This window comes from Spirosoma sp. SC4-14, from assembly GCF_037201965.1.
GTDB lineage: Bacteria > Bacteroidota > Bacteroidia > Cytophagales > Spirosomataceae > Spirosoma.
The window spans coordinates 2513027-2539766 of the sequence record NZ_CP147518.1 but is presented as its reverse complement, the minus strand read 5'-3'; the positions used below and the strand labels follow the sequence as shown (position 1 = coordinate 2539766).

The following is a 26740-nucleotide window of genomic DNA, read 5'->3' as shown; positions in this document are numbered from 1 at the left end:
ATAAACCATAAACCACATTCCATCTACTCCAAACCGTTTTTTATTCAAAAGCTCTCCGAACGATATCGGCTTGTTCCCGCGTATGGATTTTGGGGTAACCCGTTGCTGGCGAAGCTGCCGCCTTGCGCGAAATTATTGGTATATTCATTCCAATACGCAATAAATAGGTCCAGTATCCCATATTTTCTGGTTCTTCCTGCACCCAGAACAGCTCCGCTTTTTTGTATTGCGACAGCACAGCATCCAACTGTTTTTTAGGTAGCGGGGCTAGCTGTTCCAATCGTACAATAGCTACATCGTCGCGCTGGTCGGCTTGCTGCTTGTCGAGTAGGTCGTAATAGACCTTACCCGTACACAACAGTACCCGTTTTACCTTTTTGGGTTGCGCGTATGTATCGCCCAGTACTTCCTGGAAGCTTCCTTTGGTCAGGTCTTCCAGGGGTGAAACACATTTCGGGTGGCGAAGCAACGATTTAGGCGACATAACAGCAAGTGGCTTACGGAACGGCCATGCCAACTGACGACGCATCAGGTGGAAGAAATTGGCAGGCGTTGTAATGTTAGCCACAATCATATTGTACTCAGCATATAGCTGCAAATAGCGTTCCGGGCGAGCGTTTGAGTGCTCAGGGCCCTGGCCTTCGTAGCCATGTGGCAGCAGCATTGTAACGCCATTCTGAATACCCCATTTCGATTCGGCAGCCGCAATAAACTGATCGATAATTAACTGTGCTCCGTTCGAGAAATCCCCAAACTGTGCTTCCCAGATAACCAGTGCATGGGGATTAGCCATTGCATAACCATATTCAAATCCCAGTACGCCATATTCAGACAATAGCGAGTTGTATACCTGAAATTTCTGCTGGTCTTCCTGAATAAAGTCCAGCGAGGAATACGACTGGTTCGTTTCTGAATCGTGCAATACAGCATGACGGTGCGAGAAGGTGCCTCGCTGCACATCCTGCCCACTTAACCGAACCGGCTTTCCTTCAATCAGCAACGAACCATAAGCTAGTAATTCAGCCGTTCCCCAGTTAACCATTTTCGTTTCGGTGAGCATCGTTTGCCGGTCTTTAAGCAGTTTTTCAATCTGCTTAATTGGTTTGAAACCTTCCGGAATTTTCACCAATGCTTTACCAATCGTTTCGAGCACATCGGCAGGTATACCCGTCTCCGGCGACTGATCAAAATCGGCGGGTTCACTGAATCGTAACTCTGCCCAGTCGAGATCTAACCGAAGTGGTTTATACGGAATTTCCTCTTTTTGCTTCACCCGGTCGAGTCGATCCTGCAATTGCTTCTTAAACTCGGTATCCATCCGGGTAGCCAGCTCAGCATCGACATCGCCCCGTTTGATGAGCAGGTCTTTGTAGATTTCCCGTGGGTTGGCATGCTTGTCGATGATGTTATACATGGTTGGCTGCGTAAATTTCGGTTCATCGGACTCATTATGTCCATAGCGCCGATAACATACCATGTCGATGAACACATCACGATTGAAGCGCTCACGGAATTCGACTGCCAGTCGGGCACAGAAAATCACAGCTTCCGGATTATCGCCATTGACGTGAAAAATTGGAGCGTCAACAATTTTGGCTACATCCGAACAATATATCGACGAACGAGCGTCTTCAAAATCGGTGGTGAAGCCAATCTGGTTATTAATCACAAAATGAACCGTACCGCCGGTTTGATAACCGGCCAGTTTGGCCATCTGCGTAACTTCATACACAATACCCTGCCCGGCCACGGCTGCATCGCCATGAATGAGGATAGGCATAATTTTTCTAAAATCACCCTGATACTCTTCATCGGCCTGAGCCCGTACAAATCCTTCAACAACTGGATTTACGGCTTCGAGGTGCGATGGGTTTGGGGCCAGTTTCACACTGATCTGTTTGCCCGATTTTGTTTCGATCAGGCTCGAATAGCCGAGGTGATATTTAACGTCGCCATCGCCCTGAACCTGATCGGGTACATTTCCTTCGAAACCATCGAAAATAGATTCGTAGGATTTCCCCAGGATATTGGCTAATACGTTCAGACGCCCCCGGTGGGCCATACCGATCATAACCTCTTCAACGCCCATATCGGCAGCCTGACTGATAATGGTATCGAGGGCCGGAATCGTTACTTCGCCACCTTCCAGCGAAAATCGTTTCTGGCCAAGGTATTTTGTAGCCAGGAAGTTTTCGAAAACGGTAGCTTCATTCAGTTTTTCCAGAATCCGCTTTTTTTCGTCAATGGTAGGCGAGAAAACAAGGGCTTCTTTTTCAATTTTATTCCGAAGCCAGTTTTTAACCTCCAGTTCGCGGATGTACATATACTCGAAACCGATGTCGCCTGCATATACCTTACGCAGCGACTCCATGATGACGCGCAGTGTAGCGGGCCCAATGCCGAGTAGTTTACCTGACTCAAATACCGTATCCAGATCGGCCTCCGACAAGGCGTAATCGGGTAAGTCGACACGAGGTTGCCGGTCTTTGCGCGGTTTTAGCGGGTTTGTTTTGGCCAGTAGGTGGCCACGTGAGCGGTAAGCCTTGATGAGGCTGGCAACCGAAACTTCTTTTTCGGCATGGCTGGCATCTACCGGCTTAGCCGTAGCTGTCAGACCATTTCCATTCGGTGCGGCACCATTGGTTTTACCGTTCGTTCCATTGGCAGTTTCGCCATAGGTTAAGGAGAATTCGAATCCTTTGAAGAATTGTTGCCAGCTTGCGTCAACTGATTGAGGGTCTTGCCTATAAGACTGATATAGTTGATCTACGTAAGCCGCGTCGGAGTTGGCTATATATGAATACTGATCCATGACGGGGGCGCGTCGTTGTTTTGACCCGCAAAGGTAACGCTTCGGCCAAACAGTTGGCCGCAAAATTTTGGGTTTTTATCATACTACTTTGCTGGCAACGACACCCTTAGGCCCATAACAGCTAAAATTGTATTTTAGTTGGCTTCTTCGAACCTCTTATAGCGCAGTTCTTCGGGTAAAACAAATCACGTTTTCCGTATACTTCCCCCACGAATTGGCTATGAAAATTGCTCCGTCAACAACCCGTTGTTTATGTCTTTTTTTTCTCCTGACACAATTCTACCAGAACGCCATTCGCACTTTTGGGATGCAGAAAACAGACCAGTTTATTATCAGCTCCTGCTTTAGGAGTTTCGTTGAGGAGTATAAATCCTTCGTTCTTTAACCTTTCCATCTCACCCAGAATGTCTTCAACCTCAAAGGCAATATGATGAATCCCTTCACCTTTTTTCTCTATAAACCTGGCAATCGGACTGTCGGGGCGGGTCGCTTCGAGCAGTTCTATTTTGGTCTGATTAATTTGAAAGAACGATGTAGTTACGCCCTCCGACTCTACTGATTCGGATTTATAGGGCTGCACATTTAGTAATTTGGCAAACAATTCATTTGATCCGGCAAGATCACGAACGGCAATGCCAATATGTTCGACGTTAGTAAGCATAGTGAGTAAATGTATCCAGACAGCGTTTTTACCGATTATAAACAAGTTCTCTCGTTCATAAACAGCAAGAACTTTTCTGTTCGGCAGAAAGTTAATAGATTGGTATTAATTTCGATTCTATTACGACTATGGTTACCGTCTCAGAAATCGCTAAAAATAAAATTGTTGAATTGCGTCAGAAAGATGGCTTTACGGACGACTATTCTATACGGGTTGCTGTACAGGGTGGCGGCTGTTCGGGTTTGATGTATGACCTGCAATTTGATGCGCAACAACAACCGACCGACCATGTCGTTGAAGATAAAGGCATTAAAATTCTGGTTGACCGTAAAAGTCTGCTCTATCTGGCTGGCACCGAACTGGATTTTTCGGATGGGCTGAATGGTAAAGGATTTCAATTCAAAAACCCGAACGCAACCCGCACCTGCGGTTGTGGCGAAAGCTTTGCGGTGTAAGACATTATAATTTACTGAATTTTGTAGTGAAGCCACTCCCCTGAGGAGTGGCTTCACTGTTTTTATGCTTTATTGCATGGCGCGAAACCCTCCGATTTTACTTTACTACTGCACACTCAGCCCTACTCTTCTAATGACGGCCAAACCAGTAAGCCATTCACGCACAACTCTAACGGAACTAATGATTCCGGCTTATGCCAATTTTGGCGGCAAAATTCATGGCGGTATCTTGCTGTCATTAATGGATAAAGTAGCCTATGCCTGTGCTGCAAAACATGCCGGACAGTATTGTGTTACGGTATCGGTCGATGGCGTCAATTTCAGGCAGCCCGTCGAGGTAGGCGAACTGGTTTCCTTATTGGCCTCAGTCAACTACGTCGGTCGAAGTTCGCTGGTTGTGGGCATCAAAGTAGTTGCCGAAAACGTAAAGCTTGGAACCGTGAAGCACACGAACACCAGCTATTTTACGATGGTTGCCAAGGACGACAATGACCGCCCTACCGAAGTACCTGAACTTCTGCTGGAAACCCCCGATGATGTTCGTCGCTTTCTGGAAGCCATGAAGCGGAAAGAGCTTCGGGCTGCCTATAGCGAACACTTCGACAATGCCCGAACCCGTATGCTTCTGGATGAAAACATCGATAAATTAACTACCGAACGTTGCCTGCTCACCGACGACTTACGCGTCAAATTAGCTGAGTTATGATTAGCTCGCCTTTGACTCCGAGTACAGAATCCGCATTGCTAAAGTTCGAGACGAACCTTTTTGGCTCCTGCCACCATATTTGCCAGCTTTTGTTTGGCTGCCCAGCGAGCCGTTTGGCTTAAGCCGCAGTCGGGAGCAACGGCCAGTTTGTCGGCGGGCACATAAGGCAGACACTTACGAATGCGCTCAGCTACATCGTCGGGGGTTTCGATGTAATAACTCTTTACATCGATAACCCCAACGGCAACGTCAAATTTTTCGGCAAATCGTTCCAGCAGATTAACTTCCGAAAAGTTCAGGATCGTCATTTCAGAGTGCAGTTCATCGACGGTCATATCCAGAAAATCGGGCAGCATAGGCGCAATCGTCTTTTTACCAACCGACCGACCTTTATAGTTACCAAAGCACAGGTGCATGGAAAGTCGGGTTTTACCAACCCCTGGTGCAACTGTCCGGTTAAAAATATCGACAAAGCGTTTTGTATCTTCCCGATAGGCATAACATGACATCGATGGCTCATCGACACATATTTCGGGAACGCCAAGGGCTACCAGATCGGAAATTTCTTTCTTTACAATAGGTAGAAGCGCTTCGGTTACCTCCCACCGATCTTTATATAGATTTCCTGGCAACAACCGTCCACTCAATGTATAAGGCCCCGGAATAGAAACTTTCAGGCCCTGCCCGCTGGGAGCCAGGCGCTTTAACCGCAAATATTCCTCAACAACACCCAGGCCTCGGGGAGCCGTTAGTGGTTCTATGATGTTATGTTTACCGCGCTGGTCATGAGCAGGTGGGCCAAAGCGCCGAAGCTCAGTATCGTTGTTTTGAATTCCCTGAATGTATCCGTAGAACGATAGATTGAAATCGAAACGGGTTTGTTCGCCATCGCTGATAACATCCAGCCCGGCCGCAACCTGATCGTGAACAGATGCTGTAACGGCATCTTCAATCATCTCATGAATGTCGGCGGGGCCAAACTGGCTTAAATTCTGACTGGCAAACTCAAGCCATCCGGGAAAAGGCATTGAACCAACCACTGTGGTCTTTATCGGAACTGGTTGCATTTTTCAATGAATAATGTGCAATAAGAATACGCTGGTAAGATCGGAAGCATTTTTCTTATTTCACATTATTCGTTGTCTTTTTACACCTTCTACCTAACTCGTTGCTACGGTTTTTCGGTAGTCATCTCAGCAATGGCAGAACAGACTCAGGCGATTGGCCTGCTTTTCGGTATAGCTTAGTCAGAACGGTTTTTTGCCGATTACTTTCTTAAAAATTTCTTTCAATAACACAGGAAGCGTAAAGTTATGACTGACCGCATAGCGAAAGTTACCCGTATTTATTGTTTCGATAGGTTTACCGTTTTCGCTATGTTGCACTACCTTGCCGGTGGCAATATTTATTACATGGCGTAAGTTCAGATTCTTCGAGAACATATCAGAAAAACGGGGCGAATAATACATGCATCGTTCAAAGTAATAATGCGTCACCTGCGACCAGCGTGTAACATTTCCCCCTTTAATGGGCATTCCACCATGCACTAAATTCGACGACCAGATTAGTACATCTCCTTTCTGCATGTGAATCTCTTCCCGCTTATATCCCTTGGCCTCCATAAATTCCTCCATGAAGTCTTCATAATGGGGATATTCGGCATAGTTTTCTTCGGCTTCGATACCAATATCAAAATAATTTATTTCCTCCTGCCGATGCGACCGTGGGTAATAAAATAAAGGGCCATTATTGGTTGTGGTTTCTTCCAGGGCTACCCAAACGCCACACATAAAGCGGGCCGGTACGCTACTAAAGTGAATGGTATCGGAGTGGGCCCGCTGCTGAGTGCCAAATTTAAAGTTCAGTGTTTGAAACGGAATGGGCTCGCGCTCATAGAGCAGACGCAGTACGTCAAAAATTTGGGGTAAACTAGCTATTTCCCGAACGGTGCCATATTTTTTCCACAGATCCTGGTGACGGCTTGGCTGCTCTCCAACATTGGCCGGATACTCATGCTGTATTTCCTTTAGCGTTCGGTCGATCAGTTCATGGCTAACTTGCTGGCGAAGCAATAAGAAGCCTTCCCGATTATAGTGAGTAACCATTTCATGCTGCTGGGGGGACAGTTCCTTTTTCTGGAGTAAATCATTAAAAAAGGGGGATTCTACCCAGGGGAGGTTCATTTTCTCGGCGACGGAGACATTTTTCATGGCAGGAATTGTTCGGCGGTGTACTTAAAAAAGGGTAAATTTTCAGGTAGTTACTGTTTATTTTTCTTTCTGTTTTTATGAACAGTATTTTTCCGTTATATTCAATAATCGGTAATTTATTTGTTACTAAATTTAATATTCAAAAAACAGAAAAAATTATCGAATCTTGCTTACTATTCAAAGGCAAATTAAGACAGTATTTACCGCTCAAAATTCTATGGATATATTTTTTTATAAAACTTACCCTAACTAGCTGGTTTATTTGCCTACGATAATATACTCCCACCAAAGCATATTTTCGATTCGATCGAATAAGTTAAATTTATTTTTCTCCAGTACTTTTTGCGACGCTACATTTTCGGTATCCGTGTCAGCCACTACCCGCCGAATACCCGATTGCTGACCAGCCCAGTTCAGTAAACCACCTACTAATTCGCTCATATAGCCCTGACGTTGTAAGGCCGGATAGGTACCATAGCCAATTTCAACAGTTCCGGTTTCATCTGGCTCTCCCTTAAATTTGGCCTCGGCCACAAATTGTTGTTTCTGCCGATCAATTGCCATCCACATTGTATGATAAAGTGGATCATTCGCTGGATTCTGCAAACGCGGAATGGTAAAATACGTGAGGATACTCAATAACGGCTCTACTACTTCGCGATGGCCCCGCTGTAGTCCCAGCGTTTCCTCTAACCGATAGCGATCGGCAATGTGCAGGCGAAGTTGATCGAGCGATAAGGGAACAATAGACAGACGTTGCGTTTCAATCATGACTTATGGCGTATTCGGTTGGCTCACATAGCTTGGTATGCCCACATTCCCGTAAAGTTTCGCCAGTCGATGCGCATGTTCATCGTAAGCCGCTTCAAATAATTCGACGGCTCGTTCTGAGCCAACAATAGCCCCCGCGCTCAGCACTTTGGGTGCTTTTCCGGCTTCGGTTAATAACCGAGCCACTTCTGCTTTGATACAGTTCACAATAACGGCTCCTCCAACGGTGCTGCCAGGAGCCACTGGTGTTTCCAATGATGGCACATATACCATAGCGTCGCCAACAGGAGCGCCCGTGTCAAGCAGTAAATCGGCAAAATCGCCGAGTTTTTTTCCATCGGCTCGCTTGCTTGTACTCTTTTCGGAATGCTCTTTGGTGATAAGTGCTACAACTTTCACGCCCTGACGCTGAAACAGCTCGGCCATTTCAATCGGGACAACATTGCAACCCGACGACGAAATAATCAGGGCAGTGTCCTGATTGCTCAGTTCATAGTTCCGAAGAATCCGTTCGGCCAGTCCTGGTACATTTTCCAGAAACATGGCCTGTCGTTGGCCGTTCGCTCCTACCACAAGGTTATGAAATGTGAGCGACAGTTCAACAATCGGGTTAAAGCCCGGAAACGACCCATAACGCGGCCACATCTCCTCAACCATAATACGACTATGGCCCGATCCGAATACATGGACCATTCGACCGGCTGCTATGGTATGAGCAAACCATTCGGCAGCCTGCTGAATTTGGAGAGTTTGTAACTCAACGGTGTCCAGAATTTGACGACACTTCTGTAAATATGCCTGAATCAAGATTTCTAAAGGATTATGTCCGATCCGAATTGCCCGGTTCGGACGAAATGGCAAAACTTGCGGCTCCAATAGCGCCGGCCATATCGCCAAACCGGGCAATTCGGATCGGTGTAGCGTGTCCGCCCGGACGCCATTCGTATAAATTCATAAACTCTGCCAATGGCAAAAGCAAATCATCTTCGGCCTGGGTTATCCCGCCACCCAACACGACCAAATCGGGCGAAAAACAGTTGATGAGCGAGCTAATACCAACAGCTAGTTTTCGAACCGATGAAAGCCATACCCATTGCGCCAGATAGTTGCCCTGTTTATAGGCTTCCAGCAGTTGGTACGTCGACGTAAAGTGCCCCATTGAGCGCTTCTCTACAGTAGCGTTACCGATGGCATCTTCCAGACTACCCGGCATTGCCGTAATATCCTGATCTCCACTGGCATCGACGGTCATGTGCCCGACATGACCAGCTTTCTGAAAGTTTCCCTGATAAAGCTGACCATTGATCAACACTCCGCCCCCAACACCGGTGCCCAGGGTCAGCATCACAACATTGTTATAGCCTTTGGCCACTCCAAAGCGGCTTTCGGCCAGCAACGCAGCATGGGCATCATTAACGATATGGACCGAAGCGTTCAGAAAACGCCCCCAGTGAAACCCTTCGAGTCCATGCAGGCGCCCTGGCATGAATGCAATGTATTGATTGGTATCGTTGGGTAAGCCGGGTGCCGAAAGGCCCGTTGCCGTAACCATGCCCAACGACAAATGCCGTAGGTCATTAACGGTCTCTTCAACGGCTTGCTTCCAGTCTTTTTCGCTGTTGGTTGGGTGATAGAGTTGCTTAACAATTTCGCCCGTTTCACTATTCATCAGCACCCCCTTGATCCAGGTGCCACCCAGGTCAATCCCTATTGCATTCATATTGTCAGAATCGCGATTTATCCGACTCATCCTATTAAGTCAGCAACGTCTACTTTATAACTGTCCTTCACTGACGCTCCATCCGCCATCGACGGTCATAACCTGCCCCGTTGTAAAAGTTGAATAATCGGACATAAAATAAACCGCAGCTCCATCAAGATCGTTAGGATGCCCGATTCGTCCACCATCGAGGGGTTGTTTGGTGCGCGTAAAAGCCATTATCGTTTCATCGTTGGTTGCCCGTTTGGCCATTGGAGTTTCCACCAGTGCAGGCGCAATCACATTCACCCGAATGTTATCGGTAGCGTAATAGGCGGCAACCGACTTGGTGAACCCAATTACACCCGATTTCATAGCGGCATAGGCATGGGTAGCAAAATAAGTAGGAGACGGACGCGACCCCAGCACAGATCCCATATTCAGAATTGTGCCGCCACTGCCCTGTGCCCGAAAGGCCCGAACAGCCGCCTGATTCGACAACATCAGCGACGTTAGGTTCAGATTGACGGTATAGTTCCAGCCTTCGAGCGTCAGATCGTGCAAAGGACCATCGCCAAACCGCCGGCCACTGCCACCAGCAACATGATATAACCCATCGAAACCGCCAAAAATCTGTTGGCACAGTGCAATAGCTTTGGGGGCTGTTTGTGGGTCAGATGCATCGCCCGACATGGCTAAACCATTACCATCGAGTTGTTGCTCGGCTACGGTACAGCTTTCCGGATTTCGACCAACCACAACAACCTGTGCTCCTTCGCGCACGAATGCCAGCGCAGCCGACAGGCCCATGCCTGTAGTGCCGCCTATCACAACAATTTTTTTAGAGTCTAACCACATTCTATTTTCGCAAATAACGATCGATTTAGCAGTTGGTTAAGTCCCTCTTTGGGTATACCGAATGCTTTTGAACGGCCAATATATGATCTAATTCCCTTTGTTAGTAGACCTATTATCGATAATTTGCTTATTTGGCCAATGCCTTCCAAGCGGAGAAAAAACGGGCGAGGCTTTGTAGTAACGTCTAAAATTGCTCAGTAGCGCTCTGCCTTAGGCAGGCTTCAGAGCCTTAGCAACGCTACTACCCTGAAGCATCAACACAAGCCTTTCAGCCTTATACCAGATCCCGTTCGGTGATTTTGCCAGTCTGTTTGTCTTTCAGAATTACTTTATGCCGCCCGTCGTGCGTAACTTCTTCTTTAATCAGATAGTGTTGTTCGTCGTAATCGACCAGTGTGGTTTGCTGCGTTAACCCTTCCTGACCGCGCCACACAGGTAGCTTTACCTTTTCCCATTGTTTTGTTTCAGCCGATCGGTAGGCGGCATCCAGCACCGCGTTTACTACATAGCCATCATAGAACGTTTCGGCAGGCGCGCGGCCGTCTTCCTGAGCCGAGAACATATCCGTAAACATGTGGTTATAGCCCAGATCATTGACCTCATCACCAACCGGAAACAGCCAGCCCGTAGTCGACTCTGCTTTCTCAGCTACATAATCAGCACCTTTCCCGGTAGTAAACATCTCAAAGCCAGTCCGCAGAAAGTTATTGATCCAGATTGTTCCTTCTGTGCCCATCACTTCATCGCGCAGGTCCATGCCTCCCCGAAATGTCCAGCTTACTTCAAACTGTCCGATAGCTCCATTTTCGTATTTTACCAGTGCAATAGCATGATCTTCTGCATCAATGGGTTTCACCTGAGTGGCTGCCCAGCACATGACTTCAACCGGTTTTACATCCTTACCAATGAAATTTCGGGCGATCTCCACACAATGACAACCCAGATCGAGCATGCAGCCACCACCGGCCTGTTCTTTATCCCAGAACCAGTCAGAATGCGGGCCAGGGTGTGTTTCACGCGATTTTGCCCACAGAATTCGGCCCAGTGCCCCATTTTTAACACTGTCGAGTGCTTTCAGGAACTTAGGCGTATAACATAAGTCTTCCAGATAGCCCGCAAAAATACCAGCTTCCTCAACCGTTTGCATCATCCGAAGCGCTTCTTCCGCATTCCGGCCCAGCGGCTTAGTGCAAACCACGGCTTTCTTATGTTTTGCGCAAAGATTTACGGCTGTTTCGTGAATATTATTGGGCAGTGCAATGCAAACCATATCCACGTCGGGATGGGCAATTACTTCTTCCATGTTGGTCGAAGCAAACGAACACCCGTAGTCGGCCGCAAATTTCCGGGCAGTTTCTTCCCGACGGGCATAAATGGCTACTACTTTATCGCGGCTGCGTTGTCCGTGAATAGAGTCGGCATAGAAGCGGCCAATGAAGCCACCGCCAAGCATAGCAATACGTTGCATAGATAAAGGGTTCTGTGGTTAATGCGTACTTTCGTGAAGTTAAAGGTAAAATTTCCCGCCGATTACTTTCAAGCATGCCCAATTTTTTCGACATCAATTCTATTTTCTTTACTGTCTGGGATTACCCCATGAGTTACCTGGAGTTTTTCGGGGCTGTTAGTGGGGCCGTGGCCGTTTGGCTGTCGGCACGGGCCAATATCTGGAGCTGGCCAATTGGAGCCGTCAGCGTGTTTTTGTTTTTCTTTCTGTTCTATCAGGTCCAACTGTACCCTGATATGTTTTTGCAGATATTCTTTTTCATCACTAATGTGCAGGGCTGGTGGCGCTGGACTCATCCCAAACAGAACGAAGCCGATAACAAACAAGAGCTCCGCATCAGTCGAATGCCCGCCCGTGAGCTCATCGTCTGGAGCCTTTCCGGCCTGGTGGCAACGCTGCTCCTGGGTATGTTTGCCAGCAACTTACATGAGTGGTTTCCGGTTCTGTTCAGCAAACCCAGCGCCTTTCCATATCTGGATTCGTTCACAACAGTGATGAGCATTATGGCAACGTTTCTGATGATCGAAAAGCGAGTTGAATGCTGGTATGTCTGGCTTATTGTCGATAGCATTCTGACCTACATGTATTTTGTGAAAGGTGTCAAATTTGTTGGGGCCGAATACTGTGTGTTTTGTTTGGTAGCTGCCGTTGGAGCCTGGCACTGGACCCGCGAATACCAGCGCTATAGCTATCTGCCTGAGGTTTCCTGACAAAGGAGATCCTGAATTGGTATCACCAGAACGATTAACACCAACATTTCATTGGAATGAAAACGGGATTGGTTTTCGGAAAATTTATGCCTGTCCATAAAGGTCATCTGGCTCTGATCGAATTTGCCCGAAACCAATGTGACCACCTCATCGTTTCCATGACGGTTACGCCCGATGATGTTATCTCGCCCACTCTCCGGCTTCGCTGGCTAACCGAGTTGCTGACCCCCTATCCGACTGTTGAAGTAGTAGCCGAATCCGACGATTTTCATGATCCTTCCCTACCACTCTGGGAAGCAACTAAACTTTGGGCCATTTTCATCAGACGCCGGTTTCCGTTGGTAAGCGTATTCTTTTCCTCGGAAGAATACGCTATTCCGCTCGCTTATCATTCGGGCTTACAGCATATTCCGTTTGACCTTCTCCGGCAAAAGGTACCCATCTCGGCCACACTCATCCGTCAGCAACCATTTAAATACTGGGATTTTATTCCGCAGGTCGTTCGGCCGTTTTTTGTCAAAAAAATATGTTTATATGGGCCAGAAAGTACCGGTAAAACCACACTGGCGCAACAGTTGGCGACCGCGTTTCAAACTGTTTTTGTGCCCGAAATGGCCCGTAGCCTCATTACTTCCAACAACTTTTCGCTCAACGATATTATTCGAATTGGGCAGGCTCAGACAAAGGCCGTTCAGCAAGCCGAACGACAAGCCAACCGCATACTTTTCTGCGATACCGATGTCATTACAACTCAGATTTATTCAGCTCTTTATTTTGACACAGTTCCGCCGATATTAACGGAGTTAGAGAAACAGACAAAGTATGATATATACGCTCTGCTGAACATCGATGTGCCATGGGTTGCCGATGAACTGCGCGATTTTGGCCATCGACGCGCTGAAATGTTTGCCCGTTTCAAGGAGGAGTTAGATAAACGATCGTTACCTTATATTTTTATTGAAGGCACCTATTCCGAACGGCTTCCTGCGCTAAAAAATATAACCAAAAAACTACTTAATACCGGATAAGTACTATTCCTTACTATAGTCTTCACTTTTTATAAACAAGTATAATACAAGGCACAATGAATAGTACTTTAATAAGAATATTTGCACTTAATCAACTGAATGTTATGATATTACTTTTTTTTCAATATAATTTTGCATTGCAAACCAAATAAATGAACCACTATGGCGGTTGCCAAACAATTCCTCAAAAGCAAGCCTATTGCAAAAGTTACGTTTGAGTTGCCGGCTGAAGCCGTCAACGGTGCAAAGACGGTCGCTCTGGCCGGTGAATTCAATAGCTGGGATCCCACAACCCAGGTTCTGAAGAAGCAGAAGGATGGTTCGTACAAAACGACGGTTGAACTGCCAGTAGGTAGCGAATATCAATTCCGCTACGTGCTCGATGGCACAACCTGGACAAATGATTGGGCTGCTGACAAATATGTTGCCAGCGGCATTTCGGGCGAAGAAAACTCGGTTGTAGTTCTGTAGACCAGATCAACCGTTCGCTTGCCCATGAAGGGACATTGCAGAAACGTTAACCCCCGGTAAAGTACGTTCTCTTTACCGGGGGGTCTTTTTTTACCTCTGACTTACAACATACAGAAAGGCATCAACAGACTAAACAGCAAAGCTGTCTGACTCGACATAAGCTTTAATCAGCGCTACTTCGCCTTCTTTCCCTTTCTGCGATTTGCCGTGTTCCATACCGAAAATAAATTCTTTACCAGCCTCTTTCTGCTTTTGGTAAATGTATTTGAACACGTTTTTATAATTAATTTCGCCAGTTGTTGGCTCGTTACGTCCCGGATTATCGCCAATCTGAAAATAACCGATCTCATTCCAGCACCAGTTGATGTGTGGAATAATGCTGCCTTCATTTTTCTGCATGTGATAAATATCGAACAGAATTTTGCAGGCAGGGCTATTGACGGCCCGGCATATTTCGTAGGTTTGATCGGATGTCCGCAGAAATAAGTTAGGTGTATCGCTGAGCGGTTCCAGAACCATTGTGAGTCCGGCCGGTGCCAAAATATCAGCTCCCCGACGCAACGCATCGATCACATTGCCCGTCTGAATACCGATAGGCAAACTCCGTTCAAAATCACCGGGGACCACCGTTGTAAACTTGGCATTTACACGTTTAGCCGTTTCGACAGCTTTCCGACATCCATTTAGAAAAATATCGACATATTCGGGCTTTCCTGCTGCCAGTGTATTTTGGGAATTACCACCTTTATCGAGCACAAAAACGCCCATAGTAAGTCCCAAACGAGCCATCTCTTCGCCAATTTTGGTTTGCAAAGCCGGGTCACGGCCCATCATTCCATTATCTTCCAGAGCCGTAAAACCCATATCGGCAATAAACTTCAACTGGTCGATAGGGTCTTTACCAGCGCTATTTTCAAACATGCCAAAATGCGGAGCATATTTGAGTTTGAAGGTATTTTTTGCCAGAAAGTTAGGCTGCGAATGCCAGTTAGCCGGTAACGTTTCTCCCGAAACTGCGGCCCCGGCAAGCCCAACTGTCGATTTTACAAAATTGCGTCGTTGCATAGTGATTGTCAGAACCGGGATTTGTTGGATTTTACTGACTAACCTTGATTTTGTTTGATTAAAAGCGCTTCAAAGAAGCGAAAATAAAATCAAGGTCGGTCCAATAAATCCCATAAATCCCGGTCTGGGTTATTTTTTCTTTAAACTTGATAGATACGCTACTAAATCTACTAAATCCTGGGTACTCATAGCCTCCTGAAGGCCCGATGGCATCATGGAAGCATCCATCTTTTTCATTGACACAACATCGGCCATTTTATAATTCTGTACAGCCCCCCCCGGAAACTTCATTTGCAGATCGGTTTCGGTTTTGCTGGAGATAATCCCCGACATAGTGCTGCCGTCTTTGAACTTCACCTCCCAGCCTTCATAGCCAAAACTAATACCCGCATCGGGATGCAAAATAGCCAGATACTGGCCTTCTTTGGGTAGCTTAGACCCTATTTCTGACAGTTTCGGACCAAAATCCATCCCTTCGCCGTTGACCTGATGGCAGATAGCGCAATTGTTTTTGAACACACTGACACCCTTCGACGCTTCGCCATTCATAGCCAGCAATTCATTCATGGCCGGTAGTTTCTTTCCTTCAGCACTTTGCCCACCATCGAGAAAACCAGCCGCCTGTTGCCTGATATTCTTACGCCAGTCGCCACTAACGCCCTGAGCAGCAGCCTTTTTGTAGTCTCCTTTAATATCTCCCGATTTTAATAAGGCGATGACCAGATCGGCTCCATCCATACTACCACCGAGTGCGCGGGTGGCCGCCATTCGTAAGGATACGGGTCGTTTTTCGTCCAGAGCTACCAACTTCAGAATTTCGAGCGATTCTTTGTTACCAACACGCTGCAAAGCCATAACCATTTGGGTAGCATCGTCGGCATTTTGACCATTGATGATCGACCATACCAAAGGTCCGCCATTCTGTTTCAGCAATTGCCGGGCCGCATCACGCCCCATTCCTTCATTATATTTAGCCAGCACCAGTTGAGCTAATCGGGTGTTTTCGGTTGTAGGTTCGTAACGTGAAACAAGTTCTATATACTCTGGCGTAGCATATACATCACTCAATACCTTATTCAATGCAGTGGTTGCAATGGGAGAGTTTTTTACAAAAGCAGGGTCCAGATGGCGAAGTACCAGCTTCGAAATATCCGTCGATCCGCTGTTAGCCTGCAAGATACCCAACAACGCAGCCGACTTTTCGCTAGCTCCCGGATTGAAATCGAACGCCCGGAAATAGCGTAACCGCTGGCTAAGGTCGGTACCCTGGTCGGCAGCCAGTTTAGCCAGCAACGGTACCGATTCTTTCGTACGTGCCCGCCAGACAATGTCGCGGCCTGCCGCATTAGCAATCGGATCGTTGGCCTGCTGGCTCAACCAGGCTTTGTAATAGCTGTCCCAGTTGCCATCGGCACCAATACCCAGCGCTTCCAGATACCAGCGGTCTTTACCGTCGTATTTACTGGCCAGTTGTGCCCACAAACCTGGAGCATCGGGCGATGTATTCCGGTGCAAGGCAATGATGCATTCCCGCCGAACCTGCACATCGGGGTCGTTTACCAACTGTTTAACATAAGGAATAATGTCCATCTTCAACTCGCGGGCAGCTCGTAATCCGGTAATCCGAAGGTCAGGATTATTACTTTTGAGTGCCATCTCAATGTATTTTTTCCCGTTGTCGAGCTTGCTCAGTAACCAAAGCGCCCGTGCCTGCATACGCGGTTCCCCCTCCGATGCTTTATAGAATTTTGCCAGTGGCTTTTCGGCTTTATTACCCAGACTATGCAGTTTCTGCCAACCAGCATACCGAATGGACATATTGGGGCTTTGCAAGGCTTCAATAGCCCCGTCGACCGTCGAAACATCCACCTTAGGCATCTTGTAAGGCGAATTAGGTGGAGCCACCCGGTAAATACGACCACGGGTCTGATCACCGGCCTGGTGTCCGCCCACGCCGGGATCGTACCAGTCGGCAATGATCAGCGAACCATCGGGAGCTACACAGACATCGGCCGGGCGAAACCACTGATCGCGGGCACCTTCCAGCACGTTCACGATCTGAGCTTTATAGCCAGCCCCATCTTTCTGTACGGGATACGCCCGAACAACATTAGGCCCTGCATCGCAGTGAATCATCTGATTCCGAAAAACTTCTGGTAGCAGCTTTCCTTCGTAAATGACCATGCCCGTTGGCGAACCGGCTCCGGTCTGAAGCAAGTTTGGCACTACCCCCGGATCATTCAGGTGCCAGTGTCGACGGGGAATTTCGGGCTCAATATTATCCCGATTGGCCTGCCAGCCTGCGCCAGTCATTTCGTCCGAATAACCGTAGTTACCATATTCCATGACATAGTTGATACGCACGCCCTTGTTGCCATCATCATCATTGTCCGACTGCCAGAGTGTGCCATAGGAGTCTACGGCTACTTCATAGTTGTTGCGGAAGTTCTGCCCCAGCAGTTCAACGTTTTTACCATCAGGATCGCAGCGGAAAACCATTCCCTGTTTGAAATGCTGGCGATCGATGGTTTTTCCGGTAGCAATGTCAACAACAGGTTTGCCGTCTTTATCGAGCAATTGTTTGCCTTCGTTACCGAAGTTGAAGTACCATTTACCATCCGGGCCAAACACAAAGGTGTGCATACCGTGGTCGTGTTGCTCACCACCAATTCCAGTAAACAGCAGTTCTTTTTTATCGGCCTTATCGTCGCCATCCTCGTCGGTCAGGACCCATACATTTGGACTATCAGACACAATCACTTTATTTCCCTGTACCCAGATTCCGAGTGGCGACTCGATACTTGGGTCCTGATAGAACACTTTAGAAACATCGGCCTTTCCATCGCCATTCTGGTCTTCCAGAATAACAATACGATCGCCTTCTTTACGGATTGGATTCCCATTGATGGCTGGTCGGTAGTTATAGGCTTCACAAACCCATACGCGCCCTTTCGCATCTACATCGATGTTTGTGGGATTAACCAGCATCGGTTCGGCCGCAAACAGTGTAGCTTCCAGCCCTGAGGCTACGTTCAAACTTCCAACGGCATACTTTGGATCGTGCTTGTCATCGTCGCTAAGGCGGGCAAATAAGGCTGTCAGGTATTTTTCCGATGCGGCATTGAGGTTATGGCTCTGGTAAGCTCCAATGAAAGCCCCGCCTACTGCCACTCCGGCTGCGGAAAAGGCTATGATCCTGCGAGCACGTGCTGAGAACTTAGCCAGTTGAAAAAGATTCATACGTTATGGACGGGCAAAAGGGTTAACTATACAACGTATACGTAGCAATTCGCCAGTGCTCAATAAAGCAATTACCGAGGGGGTTTATACCTATTCTACCTAAATTTTAGTATCATTTTCACTTACTGGCATAGCAATTTATTGCATTTTCGTGTAGCATTGCAACATTATCAACCAAACCGTTAACTTACACATTCTATGGGATTTATCTATTCAATTTTGATTGGAGGCATTGCTGGCTACATTGCCAGCGTACTGATGGGCAGTCATCACTCAGCAATTTATAATATCATTCTTGGTATTATTGGTGGATTTGTTGGCGGCTTTATTGCCAAACGCCTTGGCAACGACCCAAGCAACGATAACCTGCTCATCCAGTTGATTATTGCCGTTGGGGGTGCTGCTCTCTTGATTTTTTTAGGACGATTGTTTTAAGTTTTGTCAGATACGTCCTGCTTTCTGGCTCACTCCTCCATTTAAGCATCAAGTGGAGGAGTGAAAACGCCCATTCTCTTTCTCTCACCAGAGACTGCAACGAAAACCTTACCCATCCGGGCTGAGCCTAACGTAGTCTTCTGCTTCTTTAAACGCCTGAAGTTCTTTGGCCCATAAAAACCCAGCCTCGCTTAACAAATGTTACGAACGGGTTCCATTAACTTGTGATGCCCAGCGCCGGATTTTTCTAAAAAAATAGACCGGGCCGCCCGGCAACAAGGGTCCGATAATGGTTTTACTTACTGCTGACCACCTTCATTTCGAAAGAAGGACCTACCGTTGATGTATTCAGGCTCCTTTTCCTAATCAGAAATCGTTAGCAACCCAATCCTAAATCGCTTATTCCAACTAAATCCGTTCTGCTTTTTATGAAAAAAGTTATTCATGCCTCTTGCTATTTAATTCTCTTATGTTGCCTGTTATCAACTTCGGCCCAGGGGCAAAAAGGCTCTAAACGTGACATTTTCGTTACCAGCCTATTGCAAAAGATGACCTTAGAAGAAAAAATTGGGCAACTGAACCTGCTTACGGGTGGCGAAGCAACCACCGGCTCCACCGTTAGTAATGATGTAGAAACCAAAATCAAAGCCGGAAAAGTAGGCGGACTGTTCAGCATGTCGTCTCCGCAAAAAGTCAGAAAAACGCAGGAACTCGCCATCAACAATACCCGCCTGAAAATTCCGCTTATTTTCGGTATGGACGTTATTCATGGCTACCGAACGGCTTTCCCCATACCCTTAGGCTTGTCGTGCAGTTGGGATCTTGAGCTAATCGAAAAATCGGCACGGATTGCCGCTACAGAAGCCAGTGCCGACGGAATATGCTGGGCCTATTCGCCGATGGTCGACATTTGTCGTGACCCGCGCTGGGGTCGAATTGCCGAAGGGTCGGGCGAAGATGTATACCTGGGTTCGCAAATTGCCAGGGCAATGGTTCGGGGTTACCAGGGTTCCGACCTGTCGAAAAATAATACGCTTATGGCGTGCGTAAAACATTATGCCCTCTACGGCGCTGCCGAAGCCGGACGCGATTATAACACGACCGATATGAGCCGGGTCAGAATGTATAACGAATACCTGCCACCCTACAAAGCAGCTCTCGATGCGGGAGCTGGGTCTATAATGGCTTCGTTCAACGAAATTGATGGCATTCCGGCCACGGCCAATAAGTGGCTGTTGACCGATGTGCTGCGGAAACAGTGGGGATTTAAGGGACTTGTTGTAACGGATTATACGGGCATTAACGAAATGGTCGATCATGGTCTGGGCGATTTGAAAACCGTTTCGGCCAAAGCCCTGCTGGCAGGCATCGATATGGACATGGTTGGCGAAGGTTTTTTGACTACGTTAGGCCAATCGGTAAAAGACAAAACCGTAGCAATGGCCGACATCGACAGAGCCTGCCGCAAGGTTCTGGAGGCAAAATATGATTTAGGCTTATTCGACGATCCATTCCGCTACTGCGATGATCAGCGAGCTAAAACCGAAATCTTTACCGAAAACAACCGCCAGCAAGCCCGGTCGGCAGCAGCTAATTCGTTTGTGTTGCTCAAAAACGCCAATAAGACCTTACCCCTAACCAAAAAAGGAACCATTGCCGTGATTGGTCCACTGGTCAATAATCGCGAAAACATGGCCGGAACCTGGGCCGTTTCGGCCGACTTTGCCAAATGTGTCTCGTTGGTCGATGGGATCAAACATGGTGGGGGCAATAACGTATCGGTCGTGTATGCCAAAGGTGCCAATGTGTATTCTGATCCAACTCAGGAAGCCAATGTCAGTATTTTTGGAAAGCCTACCAACCGCGATAACCGGAGCGACGCCGAACTGATTGAAGAAGCTTTAAAAATTGCCCAAACTGCCGATGTGATTGTAGTCGGACTGGGAGAATCGGCCGAGATGTCGGGCGAGAGCGCGAGTCGATCCGACATCCAAATTCCGCAAAATCAACAGGATCTATTGAAAGCTTTGCTCAAAACGGGCAAGCCAGTGGTACTGGTCGTGTTTACAGGGCGCCCACTAGTACTTACCTGGGAAGATGCCAACGTACCGGCCATTCTGAATACCTGGTTTGGGGGAAGCGAAGCGGGTAATGCCATTGCCGATGTACTTTTTGGCGATGTGGTTCCGTCGGGAAAACTAAGTGTGACATTTCCCCGCAGCGTTGGGCAAATTCCAATTTATTACAACTACAAAAACACAGGCCGTCCGTGGAGCGGAAAGGAAGGCTTCGAGAAGTTCCGTTCCAATTATCTGGACGTGTCGAACAAACCATTGTACCCATTTGGCTACGGTCTGAGCTACACCCGGTTCGACTACAGCAACCTCCAGCTCAGTGCCCGTAAAATGAAACGCTCCGATAAACTTATGGCTACCGTTACTGTAAAAAATGTGGGCGATTTTGATGGACAGGAAGTAGTGCAGCTATACATCCGCGATAAAGTTGGCAGCAACACCCGCCCGGTAAAGGAGCTAAAAGGGTTTCAGAAAATCTTCCTCAAGAAAGGTGAGAGTAAAACCATTAGCTTTCCTATTTCGATTAATGACCTGAAATACTACGACAATAACCTGAATTACATTGCCGAAAATGGCGAATTCATTGTGTTTGTAGGGACCAACTCGCAGGATTGTCTGGAGGCAAATTTCATATTGGAGTAACGGTTACTCAACAAAACATCCTGGACAGCGCATTGCTACCCAGGATGTTTTTATTGAAAACTGACACGACTAGATGTTCTTCTTTTTCATTTCCTTAACGGCAAAATCGGCGGCCCGAGCGGTCAAAGCCATATAGGTCAACGATGGGTTCACGCATGATGCCGACACCATGCAGGCTCCGTCGGTCACAAACACGTTCTTAACAGCGTGCATCTGATTGTTGCCGTTCAGCACCGACGTTTTCGGATCGCGACCCATGCGGGCGGTACCCATCTCGTGAATTGCCATACCCAGATACGAACCCCGGTCATAGCCTTTCACGTTCTTGACACCAGCCGATTCCAGCATCTCTTTCGCATCGTTCATCATATCGACGCGCATTTTCTTCTCATTCTCTTTCAACTCGGCATCGAAAACAACAATTGGCATTCCCCACTTGTCTTTTTCGTTTTTGTCGAGATACATCCGGTTTTCGTAGTAAGGCAGCGTTTCGCCGAAACCACCCAGACCCATTGTCCACGGACCGGGTTTAGTTAGTTCGTCTTTATAATCGGCTCCGAAGCTCATTTCGGCAATGTTCCGCTGCCAGCCCTGCCGACTACCACCACCCTGATAACCAAAGCCGCGCAGATAATCGCGTTTGTCGTTGCCGATGTTGCGATAGCGTGGTACATAAATGCCATTAGCCCGGCGACCGATGTAATATTTGTCCAGATCGCCTTCCCATTCGCCCGACGCACCAATGCGGAAGTGGTGATCCATCAAATTATGGCCCAGTTGCTCCGAATCGTTACCGATTCCATTCGGGAAGCGGCTCGACTTCGAATTCAGCATAATTGCTGTTGATCCGAGAGCACTACCACACACAAAAATAACTTTGGCAAAGTACTCGCGGCCCTGAAGCGTTACGGCATCAATCACCCGAACGCCCGTTGCGCGTTTCTGATTTTCATCGTATATAATTTCGGTAACAACCGAATCGGGACGCAGCGTTAACCGCCCCGTTTTGGCTGCGTAGGGCAACGTACAGGATTGCGTACTAAAATAGGCTCCGTAGGGGCAACCGAGCGAACATTTGTTCCGATACTGACACGGAGCCCGGCCAACGCCCAATTGAGCTTCCTGCGCTTTCGACAGATTTGCCACACGCCCAATGGTCATGGTTCGACCTGGGAAGTTCTTTTCAATGCGCTTACGAACTTCTTTCTCAACGCAATACATTTCCATTGGCGGCAAAAAATCGCTATCTGGAAGTTGGGGTAGGCCAAGGGCTTCTCCGGAAATACCGGCAATTTTTTCGACATAGGAGTACCACGGGGCAATGTCTTTATAGCGAATAGGCCAGTCGACTGCAATACCGTCTTTAGCATTTGCTTCAAAATCAATATCACTTAGCCGGTATGATTGCCGCCCCCACATAATCGACTTACCGCCCACAATATTAGGCCGGTACCAATCAAAACGTTTAACTTCTTTATAGAGCGAATCGGTATCCTTCATCCAATACGTTTCGGTCATCTCGTTGTAGGGATAATCGCGCATCAGTTTTGGGTGCGTTTCTTTCTGCTCCATCGTTAGTCGACCGTTATATTTTGTCTGCCAGGGATCTTTCATGGCATACTCATAGCCGGTAACGTGCTCAAGCTGATGCCCTTTTTCAAGCATCAGCACCCGCATACCTTTTTCGGTTAATTCTTTAGAGGCCCATCCGCCCGTTATTCCCGACCCAATCACAATGGCGTCGTAGGTAGTTTCTTTTATAGAATCGATGTTGAGGTTCATTTTAAAAAAGTTTTCGGTTTATGGTTGCTCTGCCATAGAAGGATGTATGCTTATTGGCGAAGCAACGATTAACGATAAACGGTTTAAAGAGCCCAGGCTTTCTGGCCAGGTTTCAGCGGCATACAGCCATTGAACTGGCCCGGAACGGGCAGGTATTCGAGCGCTTTGGTCGCCCCAATTTCTGACGTAAAATAGCCAGTAGTTGTCAACTCCTTCATGCGCAGGAAGAACGGTTTATCGTCGGTCATGATCTGCTTCACCATTTCGTTCTTCTGGGCTCCATCTAAGTCCATAAACCCTTTCCCGAACTTCGATTTGCTATTGGTATCCAGCCTGGCAAGACCGGCATAAAAGTTATCCTGATCGCTTTTGGGGTAGCAGTCGCGCATCACCCGCACAATGAATTTTTCGGCCCCGGCGGCTTTGGCCCCTGGCGTACTGGTTGTGGGAATAATCACATCAGCAACTTCGGCGAGCAGGGTTTCCTGTTCGGCAGTTACGGCTACGCTCGGCCCCGTGTTTGTGATGCGGCCCAGTGCGCCCGCCAACGTGGGTGCCGACAACATACCACCCATCATCAGGGCTGCTCGCTGTATGGCTTCTCTACGTTTCATAGATAGGTAAGTAAAGGTGAATTAAGAGAGTTTTTCAGAAGAAGAACGAAAACGTGGTTTAGAACAGATACGTCCTTAAACCGCAAATTATTTATATTTCTTCAACTCTGAATAGCATTACAGCTAAAAGCCTGAAATGAACGAAATATCCTCTATTTTTTCAGAAATTACTTATCATTTCTTTGGCATCCGGGGCCGATAAACACAGTTGGATCAGGAGTGCCGATAAACACACCGACAACTCGTGCGGTTGTGTTATGCATGAGTAGTGTCGCGTTAATTGTTAGCCTGCTAGCCATAGTAACTGCCCTGGCGGCTCTGGCCGAACGAATTCGGATTGCCTCGCCAATTGTGTTGGTACTGGCCGGAATAGCCATCAGTCTGATTCCAGGGCTTCCGTTTGTTGTGCTCCGACCCGATGTGGTGATTCTTATTTTCCTGCCACCCCTCATCTATTCGGCAGCCTGGAATACCTCCTGGAGCGATTTTAAAGCTAATTTTCGTCCTATACTCTTATTGGCCTTTGGGCTTGTGCTGTTTTCTACCGTTGGCATCGCCTGGGTGATGCATACGTTCGTTCCGGGGTTTTCGTGGCCGCTCGCTTTTGTTATGGGCGCAACCGTAGCCACAACTGACCCGGTAGCAGGTACATCGATCATTAAACAAATGGGATTGCCCCGTCGGGTTGTGGCCATTCTGGAGGCCGAGAGCCTGGTCAACGATGCCACGGGCCTCATTGTTTACCGCTATGCCGTTGCCGCCGTCACCACGGGGCAGTTTGTTCTGATTGAAGCGAGCGGGCAATTTTTGCTGGTGGTTTCGGGCGGTATAGGTATTGGTCTGGCACTTGCCTGGGTCGTAAAAAACATCAACCGACTCACTAAAGAAACCCCTGTTGTCGAAACAACATTAACCCTGCTGACACCCTTTGCCGGCTTTCTGATTGCCGAAGAATGGCACGTATCGGGCGTGCTGGCCGTTTTGTCGTCGGGCTTGTTTCTTACCATCCGATCGTCGGAATTTCTGTCGCGGCAGGCACATTTGCAAACCATCAATATCTGGAACGTCATTTCGTTTATTCTCAACAGTGTCGTTTTTGTGCTGATGGGTCTGCAACTGCGACGAATTCTGCTGACAACAGAACGCTACTCGCCTTCTAAACTGATTTTCTACGGAGCCGTGGTTAGTCTGGCCGTCATTCTGATTCGATTCGTCTGGGTATTTTTGGCCAGTTATGTTTCCCGATTAATAAACCCAAAAAGTGAATCACATCCGCTTCTGGACCAGAAACTGGTAACCGTTATTGGCTGGACCGGAATGCGGGGTGTAATAGCACTAGCCGTGGCGCTGGCGCTACCGCTCAAACTGAGCAGCGGAAGCCCATTCCCGCTGCGCGACCTGATTATTTTCTTTTCGTATTGCGTAATTTTTTCGACTTTGGTGTTACAAGGCCTGGCACTTCCTATCGTGATTCGGTGGCTGAATATTAAACCTGATGAACGAGCTAAACAAGACGAGATTAAACTTCGTATTCAACTGGCCACCTCGGCAATTGAACACATCGAAGCCCATTATTCGCTTAGCGATGATGTGTCGGACGAAACCTTGTCGCTGCTAAAACACAAATACGAAACACGAATTGATCGGTTGCGCCTACAGCAAAATGGCCGTCGGTCAAAAGTTAATGAATCGGCAGTTCGGGAAGCGCTACGGATGCAACTAGAAATTATTCAGGTTGAACGGGAACTGGCAACGCACCTGCGTCGCGAGGGACAAGACGATGAAGTACTTCGTAATATTCTCTACGAACTGGATCTGGAAGAATCCCGGATACGGATGGAAACGATGGGCCGGGAATAGGCGATTAGCGGAAATAGAACCGCGTAGGAGCCACCTCAACCTGAACCGAATCGACCAGGGCGCCATTGGATCGGTAGCGCAGCACATAACCGGGCTGACTGTAAGACGGTGTAGCTGCGGCATAAATCAAGCCTTCCGATGAGGTCGGGGCTACTCCTAACCCCGTAAAATAACGCCGAATAAACGGCACATTGGCCTGTATTTCGGTATCGTTGATCGAGAATCGATAGGTTTCGCCAGTCTGTTTACCACCATTGGCCGGATCGGCAAAGGAGTTAACAAAATAAAAAAGCTGCTTATCGGCACTGAGCGTAATTGAACTGGGTGTTTTGGCACCGCTTCCGACTTTGATGCGGGTTTCCACAACTTTTCCTGCCGGATTGATGCGGACCATTTCGTTGGTTGAGGCCGCATACGCCCAAAGTTTTTTATTATAATCGAAGCCAACAGGATTTGTGTTAGCGCCAACCGTAAGTCCGGGCTGAACAACTTCGTCGGTATAGGTATCGATTACGGTTAGCGTTGGCTCACCGGCAACACTTCCAACAAACACTTCACTATTGGCTAATATGAGTCGCTCGGCCCCTTTAGCAACCGGAATTTTCTTCTCTACCGTTCGGGAACCCAGATTTAGTACCAGCACATAGCCCGGTTTAGAGAAACCGTTACTCGTTGTATCCCAGCAACTGACATAGGCTTTGTTGGGGCCAGCGTAGATAACATACCGTGGATTTTCGACATCGGGAGCCTGAAAGGTAGCGAGTGATGTAAACGTTCCCGATTCCACTATTTCGATGCGATCCTGCCCTATTGCGTTGTTATCGACCAGAATTACCCCTTTCCCATTGATCTCGGTATAATCCTGAACCGTACCCCCTAATGGCCGACCATTGACTGCACTAAATATATCGGTAGCGGGTGTTTTTGCGTTAGCGGCCAGATATGAAATAGATCCATTATTGGCTCCTGGCGCGCCTGCATTCACAATATAAGCCCCTGCTTCATACGGCGACGGTGGCGCATCTTCGACCCGACAGCTTCCTGTTATAACAAATATTAACCCAATGCAGATACCGCTAAGCAAACCACTACGGACTCCCATGAACCTTTGCAACTGAACTATTTTTATTCGGCAAAGA

At 47.7% G+C, this 26740-nt stretch carries 22 protein-coding genes; 8 read left to right on the top strand and 14 right to left on the bottom strand.

Translation table 11 applies throughout. From position 1 onward, the window contains the following. Window positions 1-40: 40 nt before the first annotated feature. Together WBJ53_RS10305 and mce are read right to left on the bottom strand one after the other, a co-directional pair. Entirely contained in the window at window positions 41-2812 is a 2772-nt protein-coding gene (locus WBJ53_RS10305; protein WP_338876022.1) for a 2-oxoglutarate dehydrogenase E1 component, read from the bottom strand. Between the two features lie 250 nt (window positions 2813-3062). Then, complete coding sequence (mce, locus tag WBJ53_RS10300) at window positions 3063-3473, bottom strand: methylmalonyl-CoA epimerase (protein WP_338876021.1); 411 nt, start codon at window positions 3471-3473, stop codon at window positions 3063-3065. 128 nt (window positions 3474-3601) lie between these two features. Between mce and WBJ53_RS10295 the strand changes: the two genes are divergently transcribed. Beyond that, a complete protein-coding gene (locus WBJ53_RS10295; protein ID WP_338876020.1) occupies window positions 3602-3928 on the top strand; it encodes an iron-sulfur cluster assembly accessory protein in 327 nt (108 codons plus the stop codon). Window positions 3929-4061: 133 nt separating this feature from the next. Beyond that, window positions 4062-4634, top strand: a complete 573-nt coding sequence (locus WBJ53_RS10290) for an acyl-CoA thioesterase (protein WP_338876019.1) — start codon at window positions 4062-4064, stop codon at window positions 4632-4634. A gap of 38 nt (window positions 4635-4672) precedes the next feature. Here the strand turns inward: WBJ53_RS10290 and WBJ53_RS10285 are convergent, their stop codons facing one another. From WBJ53_RS10285 to WBJ53_RS10255, 7 genes are all read right to left on the bottom strand, one after another. Beyond that, entirely contained in the window at window positions 4673-5701 is a 1029-nt protein-coding gene (locus tag WBJ53_RS10285) for a methionine synthase (RefSeq protein WP_338876018.1), read from the bottom strand. A 180-nt stretch (window positions 5702-5881) separates the two neighbouring features. Then, window positions 5882-6844, bottom strand: coding sequence for a phytanoyl-CoA dioxygenase family protein (locus WBJ53_RS10280; RefSeq protein ID WP_338876017.1), 963 nt, complete (start codon window positions 6842-6844; stop codon window positions 5882-5884). 258 nt (window positions 6845-7102) lie between these two features. Further along, the gene (locus WBJ53_RS10275; protein ID WP_338876016.1) at window positions 7103-7615 is read right to left on the bottom strand and encodes a GNAT family N-acetyltransferase; all 513 of its coding nucleotides are present in this window, start codon (window positions 7613-7615) and stop codon (window positions 7103-7105) included. 3 nt (window positions 7616-7618) lie between these two features. Further along, window positions 7619-8422 (bottom strand): SIS domain-containing protein, encoded by an 804-nt coding sequence (locus WBJ53_RS10270; protein ID WP_338876015.1) that lies wholly within the window; start codon window positions 8420-8422, stop codon window positions 7619-7621. A gap of 13 nt (window positions 8423-8435) precedes the next feature. After that, window positions 8436-9335: an ROK family protein gene (locus WBJ53_RS10265; RefSeq protein WP_338876013.1), complete on the bottom strand. Its 900-nt coding sequence runs from the start codon at window positions 9333-9335 to the stop codon at window positions 8436-8438. A 54-nt stretch (window positions 9336-9389) separates the two neighbouring features. After that, on the bottom strand, window positions 9390-10172 hold the full coding sequence (locus tag WBJ53_RS10260; RefSeq protein ID WP_338876012.1) for an SDR family oxidoreductase: 783 nt from the start codon (window positions 10170-10172) through the stop codon (window positions 9390-9392). Between the two features lie 274 nt (window positions 10173-10446). Further along, window positions 10447-11640 carry a Gfo/Idh/MocA family oxidoreductase gene (locus tag WBJ53_RS10255; RefSeq protein WP_338876011.1) on the bottom strand — a complete coding sequence of 398 codons (1194 nt, stop codon included), beginning with the start codon at window positions 11638-11640 and terminating at the stop codon, window positions 10447-10449. 74 nt (window positions 11641-11714) lie between these two features. Here WBJ53_RS10255 and pnuC point away from each other — a divergent pair, with 74 nt between their 5' ends. The 3 genes from pnuC (at window position 11715) to WBJ53_RS10240 (ending at window position 13888) form a co-directional block, all read left to right on the top strand. After that, the gene (pnuC, locus tag WBJ53_RS10250) at window positions 11715-12389 is read left to right on the top strand and encodes a nicotinamide riboside transporter PnuC (RefSeq protein WP_338876010.1); all 675 of its coding nucleotides are present in this window, start codon (window positions 11715-11717) and stop codon (window positions 12387-12389) included. A 56-nt stretch (window positions 12390-12445) separates the two neighbouring features. Next, the gene (locus tag WBJ53_RS10245; protein WP_338876009.1) at window positions 12446-13417 is read left to right on the top strand and encodes an AAA family ATPase; all 972 of its coding nucleotides are present in this window, start codon (window positions 12446-12448) and stop codon (window positions 13415-13417) included. 162 nt (window positions 13418-13579) lie between these two features. Then, window positions 13580-13888 (top strand): isoamylase early set domain-containing protein, encoded by a 309-nt coding sequence (locus WBJ53_RS10240; RefSeq protein ID WP_338876008.1) that lies wholly within the window; start codon window positions 13580-13582, stop codon window positions 13886-13888. A 129-nt stretch (window positions 13889-14017) separates the two neighbouring features. On the opposite strand, the gene WBJ53_RS10235 is transcribed toward WBJ53_RS10240, so the two are convergent. Beyond that, window positions 14018-14953: a TIM barrel protein gene (locus tag WBJ53_RS10235; protein WP_338876007.1), complete on the bottom strand. Its 936-nt coding sequence runs from the start codon at window positions 14951-14953 to the stop codon at window positions 14018-14020. A 129-nt stretch (window positions 14954-15082) separates the two neighbouring features. Further along, the gene (locus WBJ53_RS10230; protein WP_338876005.1) at window positions 15083-18193 is read right to left on the bottom strand and encodes a PVC-type heme-binding CxxCH protein; all 3111 of its coding nucleotides are present in this window, start codon (window positions 18191-18193) and stop codon (window positions 15083-15085) included. Between the two features lie 198 nt (window positions 18194-18391). Between WBJ53_RS10230 and WBJ53_RS10225 the strand changes: the two genes are divergently transcribed. Next, window positions 18392-18628 carry a GlsB/YeaQ/YmgE family stress response membrane protein gene (locus tag WBJ53_RS10225; protein ID WP_338876004.1) on the top strand — a complete coding sequence of 79 codons (237 nt, stop codon included), beginning with the start codon at window positions 18392-18394 and terminating at the stop codon, window positions 18626-18628. A 548-nt stretch (window positions 18629-19176) separates the two neighbouring features. Continuing rightward, window positions 19177-21345, top strand: a complete 2169-nt coding sequence (bglX, locus tag WBJ53_RS10220) for a beta-glucosidase BglX (RefSeq protein WP_338876003.1) — start codon at window positions 19177-19179, stop codon at window positions 21343-21345. Window positions 21346-21414: 69 nt separating this feature from the next. Here bglX and WBJ53_RS10215 read toward each other — a convergent pair whose 3' ends face one another. Together WBJ53_RS10215 and WBJ53_RS10210 are read right to left on the bottom strand one after the other, a co-directional pair. Further along, window positions 21415-23127 (bottom strand): GMC family oxidoreductase, encoded by a 1713-nt coding sequence (locus WBJ53_RS10215; RefSeq protein ID WP_338876002.1) that lies wholly within the window; start codon window positions 23125-23127, stop codon window positions 21415-21417. A gap of 83 nt (window positions 23128-23210) precedes the next feature. Beyond that, entirely contained in the window at window positions 23211-23741 is a 531-nt protein-coding gene (locus WBJ53_RS10210; protein ID WP_338876001.1) for a gluconate 2-dehydrogenase subunit 3 family protein, read from the bottom strand. A gap of 261 nt (window positions 23742-24002) precedes the next feature. Here WBJ53_RS10210 and WBJ53_RS10205 point away from each other — a divergent pair, with 261 nt between their 5' ends. After that, the gene (locus WBJ53_RS10205; protein ID WP_338876000.1) at window positions 24003-25601 is read left to right on the top strand and encodes a Na+/H+ antiporter; all 1599 of its coding nucleotides are present in this window, start codon (window positions 24003-24005) and stop codon (window positions 25599-25601) included. Window positions 25602-25605: 4 nt separating this feature from the next. Here the strand turns inward: WBJ53_RS10205 and WBJ53_RS10200 are convergent, their stop codons facing one another. Then, window positions 25606-26703, bottom strand: coding sequence for a DUF5074 domain-containing protein (locus WBJ53_RS10200; protein ID WP_338875999.1), 1098 nt, complete (start codon window positions 26701-26703; stop codon window positions 25606-25608). Window positions 26704-26740 lie beyond the last annotated feature (37 nt).